The 6076-nt window shown below is 57.5% G+C and carries 6 protein-coding genes and 1 pseudogene; 1 reads left to right on the top strand and 6 read right to left on the bottom strand.

The window, feature by feature from the left end:
* Positions 1-103 precede the first annotated feature (103 nt).
* On the top strand, positions 104-1051 hold the full coding sequence (locus tag Q4577_RS22240; protein ID WP_303472921.1) for a LysR family transcriptional regulator: 948 nt from the start codon (positions 104-106) through the stop codon (positions 1049-1051).
* A 28-nt stretch (positions 1052-1079) separates the two neighbouring features.
* Here the strand turns inward: Q4577_RS22240 and Q4577_RS22235 are convergent.
* The 6 genes and pseudogenes from Q4577_RS22235 to Q4577_RS22210 all read right to left on the bottom strand — a co-directional run bounded on the left by Q4577_RS22235 (position 1080) and on the right by Q4577_RS22210 (position 6073).
* A pseudogene (locus Q4577_RS22235) lies at positions 1080-1534 on the bottom strand (transposase).
* Positions 1535-1684: 150 nt separating this feature from the next.
* Positions 1685-2317, bottom strand: a complete 633-nt coding sequence (locus Q4577_RS22230; protein ID WP_303472919.1) for an HAD family phosphatase — start codon at positions 2315-2317, stop codon at positions 1685-1687.
* Between the two features lie 22 nt (positions 2318-2339).
* On the bottom strand, positions 2340-3854 hold the full coding sequence (locus Q4577_RS22225; RefSeq protein ID WP_303472917.1) for an FGGY-family carbohydrate kinase: 1515 nt from the start codon (positions 3852-3854) through the stop codon (positions 2340-2342).
* Positions 3854-4099 (bottom strand): hypothetical protein, encoded by a 246-nt coding sequence (locus tag Q4577_RS22220; protein WP_303472916.1) that lies wholly within the window; start codon positions 4097-4099, stop codon positions 3854-3856. The genes Q4577_RS22225 and Q4577_RS22220 overlap by 1 nt, the downstream gene beginning before the upstream one ends.
* Complete coding sequence (locus tag Q4577_RS22215) at positions 4096-5217, bottom strand: ABC transporter ATP-binding protein (protein WP_303472915.1); 1122 nt, start codon at positions 5215-5217, stop codon at positions 4096-4098. Before Q4577_RS22215 ends, Q4577_RS22220 begins: the two co-directional genes overlap by 4 nt.
* A gap of 1 nt (position 5218) precedes the next feature.
* Positions 5219-6073, bottom strand: coding sequence for a carbohydrate ABC transporter permease (locus tag Q4577_RS22210; protein WP_303472913.1), 855 nt, complete (start codon positions 6071-6073; stop codon positions 5219-5221).
* Positions 6074-6076 lie beyond the last annotated feature (3 nt).

Raw genomic sequence — 6076 nt, 5'->3', positions numbered from 1 at the left:
CCCAAAGGGCAAGTGGCATCGGGTTTCTCCAATAAATTTGATGTCGACGCCGTATATGCCTGCCGTTATCTATTGCGAGAACGGACAAGTTTGGAATGGATCATTGCAGAAACTGCACGAATTGCTGCGCATGGGGGATTTGGCCGCCTTTGTCGGGATCGTCGATGATGGCGGCTTTGCTGAATCTGCACGGCGACGTGGCGTGTCGGCCTCGACGCTCAGCCGGTCGGTCACGCGGCTGGAAGAACAGTTGAAAGTCACATTGCTGCGCCGCACCACGCGATCCATCGAGATCACCCCCGAAGGCGCCGCCGTTCTGGCCGAGGCACGCGAAATTCTGGACCGCAGTGAAACCCTGCAAGAGATCGCAACCAGCGGACAGGCCCCCGCCGGGCCACTGCGGGTCAACGCACCGGTTCCTTACGTCCTGCATGTTCTCGCCCCGCATCTTGCCGAATTTCATGCGACATACCCGGGTATTCAGCTGTCGATTGATATGACGGATACGCTGGTTGACCTGATCGGCAGTCATGCGGATGTCGCCATTCGTCTGGGCCGCCTGGGAGATAGCCAGATGTTGCATCGCCCGATGGGGCGTACCGCGTGGAAGCTCGTTGCCGCGCCGGACTACCTCGACCGCAATGGCTGGCCAGAATCATTGGCCGACCTTGCGCGCCTTGAGCAGGTGCGCTTTGCGGCGCCGGACCATATCAACACGTTACGCTTCATCGGCATGACCGACCCGCTGGAAATTCCGGGTTCGGTGACAGCAAACAACGGCGAGGCAGTGCGTCAACTGGTCCTGGGCGGCTTGGGTGTCGCACGATTCTCTGACTTCATGATCGCGGACGATATCCGCGCGGGCCGTTTGGTCGAACTATTCCCCGGGCAGCTTGATGCGGAACCGCTGGATATCTCCGCACTATACCTGACGCGCGTTTCGGGATTGCGGCGGCTCGGGGCGTTTCTGGAATGGCTTGGAACAATCAACCTCCGGCGGTCCAGGGTTGGGGAGCAGTGCACTCAAAGACGCAAACAAAATTATCGGTGATTGGAAGATCGGCTGGAGCGACGCCAGGTCATATTGACAAAAAGCGCAGCCAGAGGCGGATGGACGTTCTGTCTATGAAGCCGAGGAAACTCTCGGCGGTTTTGTCGTAGCGGGTTGCGACCCGGCGAGCTTTTTCAACTTGTTTTGAAGCAGCGTTCAAACATGTTTCGCAACGAATATAGCGAATGATCCACGCCGACGCGCTTCTTGCGAGACTTGCGCATCGGTATCTGGGTCAGCACATCCCGCGCCGCCGTTTTTCCGAAATCTGTCAGCATCATAGCCCCTGTCGGCCAACAGGACGTTCGGCTCAGGCAGGTCCTGCCATGGAGCGCCGGTGCGAGCGATCCAGAAAATCCCATCAAGAACATGGCGATGACTGGTCGGTTTGCGCCCGTTCGGCGCACGGACGGCCAGGACAAACCGTTTAGAGAACGTCCATTCCTCATCCGACATCAGAGTTCGCGCCAAGCTGGTCTCCATCGCAGATATCAGCTCGAATCACGATCAGGCGGCAGTGAGAAGTCCTTTTGTCAGCACGGCCTAAAAACACTTGACTGGGGCGTGCCCGTTATCGACATCCTGAGCTAAATTCATATGTCACGATCTGCCGATTGCCACAGCAACCCATAATCAAAAGCCCGAGCCGAAAGGGATTTCAGAATAGTTCCGAATGGTATTCACCCTGTCCAGCACAATCCGCCCGGTTACATCAAGCAAAAAGGTTTGCATCCCGGCCGCTGCCCCCGCCAAGGCACCAGTAGGACTATCCTCAATCACGATACAGGCGGCTGGCGGGACATCGAGCAGCCAAGCTGCACGGAGGTATGGCTCAGGGTCCGGTTTACCACGGCGCACATCATTTCGGCTGACACTCTTGAACTCTGCCCGGGCAAGGTTCGTCTGGCGCAGGTTTGCGTCGACGATAAGGCGATCTGAGTTTGAAACGACAGCCTGCTGAAGACCGCGATGTTCCGCCATCGCCCAGATCTCAAGCGCCTCAGGAATGGCACGAACTTCCGCGACATTCGCGAGGTAATGCGCGTATTTCAGTTTGATCCAGTCCGAAAAATCCAAGGACAAACCGTGATCCTCTCTGAGCCATGCAAAGACTGCATCTGCCGACATGCCAAGCACCTTGCTATGCAGTTCATCCGGCGGTTTGATACCGGCTTTGCGCATAGCCGCGCGTAACGCGGATTCGTGCAGAGGTTCGCTGTCAACCAGCGTGCCATCCATGTCCCAGAGGATTGCGCCAATTTCCATATGTTTGTGTATCCTATCCAATTCAGTCATCTTGCGTGTCGCGATCAGACAAGTATTGATTTATCGGTCGCAGCGCCGTCTTTGCTGTCTCGAAAATCGGAAAAAGGTCGTTGTATACTCTGTGCATTTCAGGGTCAGGATAAATCTCCTCTGTGACACCCGTCATGGCGGCAACCGCCTCGGCAACGGTCTCGTAATGGCCCAGACCCGTCCGCGCAATGGCGGCGCAGCCGACGAGACCAGATTCGGCTTCTGCCGCCGGTTGAATCGGCAGGTCGAACACGCTGGCCTTGATCTGCATCCAAAGACCGGACCGCCGCCCGCCCGCCGCGGCAATGACAGGTCCGTTCAGGGTTCGTTGCGCCCATATCGGATTGCTTGCGTGCCGCATGGCAAGCGCGACACCTTCCATGACCGCGCGAACCACATGCGCGGGTCCATGCCGGGAGCTCAAACCCAAAAATGCCGCACGTGAGGCCGCCCCGTGGCCCAGCCTTTCCCCGGTCAGATAGGGCAGGAAGATTAACCCGTCCGCCCCTGGCGAAATGTCCTGCGCCATGCCGCTGAGTGTCTCAAAGCTTGTCGTTTCGTCACATACCAAGCTGCGCGCCCAGCGGATTGCATCCCCGGCCGCATCTACGACAGCGAACGCGCCCCATTTGCCATCGACGGTCATGACATTCATCACATTGGGATCCAAGAGCGGGGATTCTCCAATCGTGGTCAGAAGATAGGACGTGCCGGTAATGTCACTTGCTGCGCCGCAAGCAGTCGCCCCTGAGCCGGCAACCGCACAGGGGTAGTCACCGGCGCCCGCAAACACGGGCAGGCCCTTAGGAAGGCCTGTGGCGCCGGCAACACTGGCCTGGACGGAGCCGATCCGCGCCCAAGGGGCGACGAGCGGGGGTAGTATTCCGGCATCCACACCCAGCATTGTCGCGTGCCTGGGAGACCACTGTCGGGTGGTGGGGTCCATCAGGAAGCTTGAGCCCGCCTCTGTCCAGTCGAAGGCGATTTCACCGCAAAGCCGGTAGTTTATGTAATCCTTGGGCATCAGAAGCGAAGTCACTCCGTTCAGCGCGAAGGGATCATAGGCCGCCAGCCAAGCCAGTTTAACACCCGGCCATGCCGGGGTTGCTGGATTGGCAAATTGGGCCTCTCGGCTCTCTGATCTGATCCTGTCATTCAGCGCCGCTGCCAGTTTGGTTGCCCGCTTGTCATTCCAAAGCATCGCCGTCGGTCTGGTGGTATGACCTGACTTATCGATCAGGACGGGCGCGTGCATGTGACCACACCCACAAATTGCGTCGATCACACAATCCGGATGGCTTGAGATCAGCTCTCGGATTGCGTCCGACATGGCTGCCCACCAATCCGCAGGCGCCTGTTCGACCCACCCATGCTTTGGGTAGCGGGTCGTGAGCGGCCGACTCACGATCCCGGTTATCTGGCCTGACGCATCCACCAATGCCGCGCGGGCACTTCCGGTACCAAGATCAAGCGCAACGATGTGGCTATCGTGGAACTGCAGGGACATCAGAAAGGTTTGAAATAGAGATGGATAAGGTTGAACAGGATCAATGTGACCGCTGACAACATTATGAACTCCATCGGCCACTTCACCAGTTGAAAGCGGCTGTTCAAGACTTTTCCGACCAGCATGACCGCCAGCGCCGGGACGGTCGCCGGCCAGTGTTCAAAGTCGCCGGCCATTGCGGTGCAGCTGCTTGTCAATGCCATCATGATGAGTCCAAGGACGATCCAGGAACGGGAGCTGGTCATAACAATCCTTCCTTGTCTTCAGTTGCGGATGCCTGCGCGAGGGTCTTACCGTTGGATGGATCAAAGAGATAAACGCGCTGGGGTGCGGCCTGAAGGTAGAGAACCTTATCCACCGCATCGACATACCAGTCGCTATCCTGGGTGGTCGCACGCACTTTGAAATCCCGCGCGCCGATCTTGAAGGAGAAGAGGTTCTCGGCCCCCATCGTCTCGACCGCAAACAGCTTGGCCGGGAAACGGCCCTGCGCGGGAACGTCATGGATAGAGACGTGTTCCGGGCGAACGCCCAGCCGCCATCGTCCCTGGCTGATGCGGTTTCGGGAAAGCCAGTCGGCATCGACTGAGATAGCGAAACCGTCTCCTGTCACTTCCGTTCCGTTCAGGTCCACGTCAATGATGTTCATGTGCGGCTCGCCGACAAATCCCGCGACGAATTCAGTCGCGGGGCGGTCGAAGATTTCCTGCGGCGGGGCAAATTGCAGGACCTGGCCCTCGTTGATAACTGCAATCCGGTCGGCCATCGACATGGCTTCGAGCTGGTCGTGGCTGACGAAGACTGTCGTTCGGTTCAGCTCTTTCTGAAGATGGCGCAGCTCTACCCGCATATGCGCGCGCAGCTTGGCATCAAGGTGGCTGATCGGTTCGTCCATCAGGAAGACGTCTGCATCCCGAACAAGCATGCGCCCAATGGCCACTCTCTGGGCCTGACCTGCCGAAAGTCGTTCTGTTGACCGTTTGAGCACCTCTTGAATTTGCAGAAGCTCCGCGACTTCCTGCACCTTGGCACGGACCTGCGCCCGCGCCATGCCGCGAACCTTCAACGGGTAGGCTAGGTTCTCGTAGACCGAAAGGTGGTGGTAGAGAACGTTTGACTGGAACACCATTCCGACATTGCGGTCCCTCGGCTTGAGATAGGTGACATTGCGCCCACCGATATCTATTCTGCCAGAGCTCGGCATCAGCAGGCCTGCGATCATACGCAGGGTCGTTGTTTTGCCACAGCCCGAGGGTCCAAGGAAAAAGACGAACTCGCCGTCTTGGATGTGGAAGTCGATGTTTTCGACTGCCACGAAGGTTCCGAAGGTGCGTCGCAGGTTATTTACTTGAATATCAGCCATCTTAGCGCACCATTCCCATCGACAGACCGCTGATAAAGCGTTTCTGTACCGCAATAACGAAGATCATGATCGGAGCCGTGATAATCAGACAGGCCGCGCCTAGAACGTCCCAGCTCACTTCGGCATTCACCGCAAAGGTCACGACTGCGGGGGGCAGGGTCTTTGCTTGGCTGCCGGTGAGGAAGAAGGCAAAGGCATACTCGTTCCAGCTGAGAATCAGGACAAAGATAGCGGTTGCAGTGATGGCCGGGGCCATCATCGGCAGGACGACACGCCGAAATGCACCAAACCAGGTATCCCCATCAACCAAAGCGATTTCTTCCAACTGGCGAGGGACTTCTTCGAAGTAACCTTTCAGCATCCAGACCACGAACGGCAACTGCATCGCGGTGTACAGAATGATGAGACCGATCCGTGTATCCAGAAGGTTTACCGTCTGAAAGATCAGGAACATTGGCAGGACGATTGCCACCGCCGGCATCATACGGTTCGTCAGGATCCAGAAGGCGACGTCGTCCTTCCCGGCGAAATCGTAACGCGCCAGCGCATAGGCACAGAACATCCCAAGGACAACAGACAACACGGTGGAAACTATCGCGACAATTGCAGAATTCATCATGAAATAAAGCATGTCGCGTTCCACAATCAGTTCGTGAAATGCATCCAATGTTGGCCAAAACAGCACTCTTGGCGGCATGCTCTGGGCGACGTCACTCGGCATGAACGCGGTCAGCACTATCCAGATGACTGGCAGGCTTGCGATGGCAGAGGCCAGCCCCAGGATGGCATGGACCCACCAGTTACGTTCTTCTTCCGGCGCATCGGGCGAGATAATGGACGAGAAATCCTTTTGCATCGA

The organism is Marinovum sp. 2_MG-2023 (genome assembly GCF_030548265.1).
Classification (GTDB): domain Bacteria; phylum Pseudomonadota; class Alphaproteobacteria; order Rhodobacterales; family Rhodobacteraceae; genus Marinovum.
Note: the sequence above shows the minus strand (reverse complement) of the source record. Positions and strands in the feature narration are given on the sequence as shown.